This window comes from Streptomyces polygonati (assembly GCF_042650325.1).
Lineage (GTDB): Bacteria > Actinomycetota > Actinomycetes > Streptomycetales > Streptomycetaceae > Actinacidiphila > Actinacidiphila polygonati.
On record NZ_JBHSBB010000062.1, the window covers coordinates 1 to 656 of the forward strand.

A 656-nucleotide genomic window follows, 5' to 3' on the forward strand; every position below is an offset into this window, starting at 1 on the left:
TCTGCCAGGACTTCAGCCGTGCCAATGCCTCGCTCGACGGGTGCCCGGGCTGCGGACAGGGCCCGGTTCGTGGTCCGTTCGGTGAGGGTGAGTTCACCGCCTGGCGGGCGGCGCTTGGCGGTGGTGACCCAGTCGCCCACGCCGATGTAGGCCATGTCGGCGAGGATCGGGACGCCCTGGCGCGCAGATCCGGAGGATCTTGTGGGTGCGGGCGGCCGTCAGGTCGTGGGTTCGGTCCAGCAGGGCCGGCGACAGCCACAGGATCTCGCCGGCCGGGTCGGTGACGACCTGTACGTTCACCCCGTGCCGCTTGTGCTTCGCGGAGTAGTCGGCCTTGCCATCGCCGACGCGGTCGCATTCGGCGAGTGTGCCGTCCAGAAGGACGAAGTCCGGGTCGTGCTCGCGCAGTGTCTTCAGCAGGCCCGGCGCCTGCTTGGCGAGCAGACCGGTGACCGCGGTGACGTAGGCGTGTGCGGTGCCGACCGATATCCCGAAGGCCGCCGCGATACGGGCAAGGGTGTCGTGGCGACGCGTGTACACGAGTGCAACCAGCGCACGGCGGTGCGGCGGCAGTTTGCACCGCCGGTCGCCCTCCCGGGTGACGACGAGCATCGTGACCCACTCGACCAGAGCATGGGGCAGGTCCAGTACGGCAG

The 656-nt window shown here is 69.8% G+C and carries 1 pseudogene; it reads right to left on the reverse strand.

Annotated elements, in window-relative coordinates:
- Positions 1 to 656, reverse strand: a pseudogene (locus ACFO3J_RS35925) (transposase family protein); the annotation flags it as partial.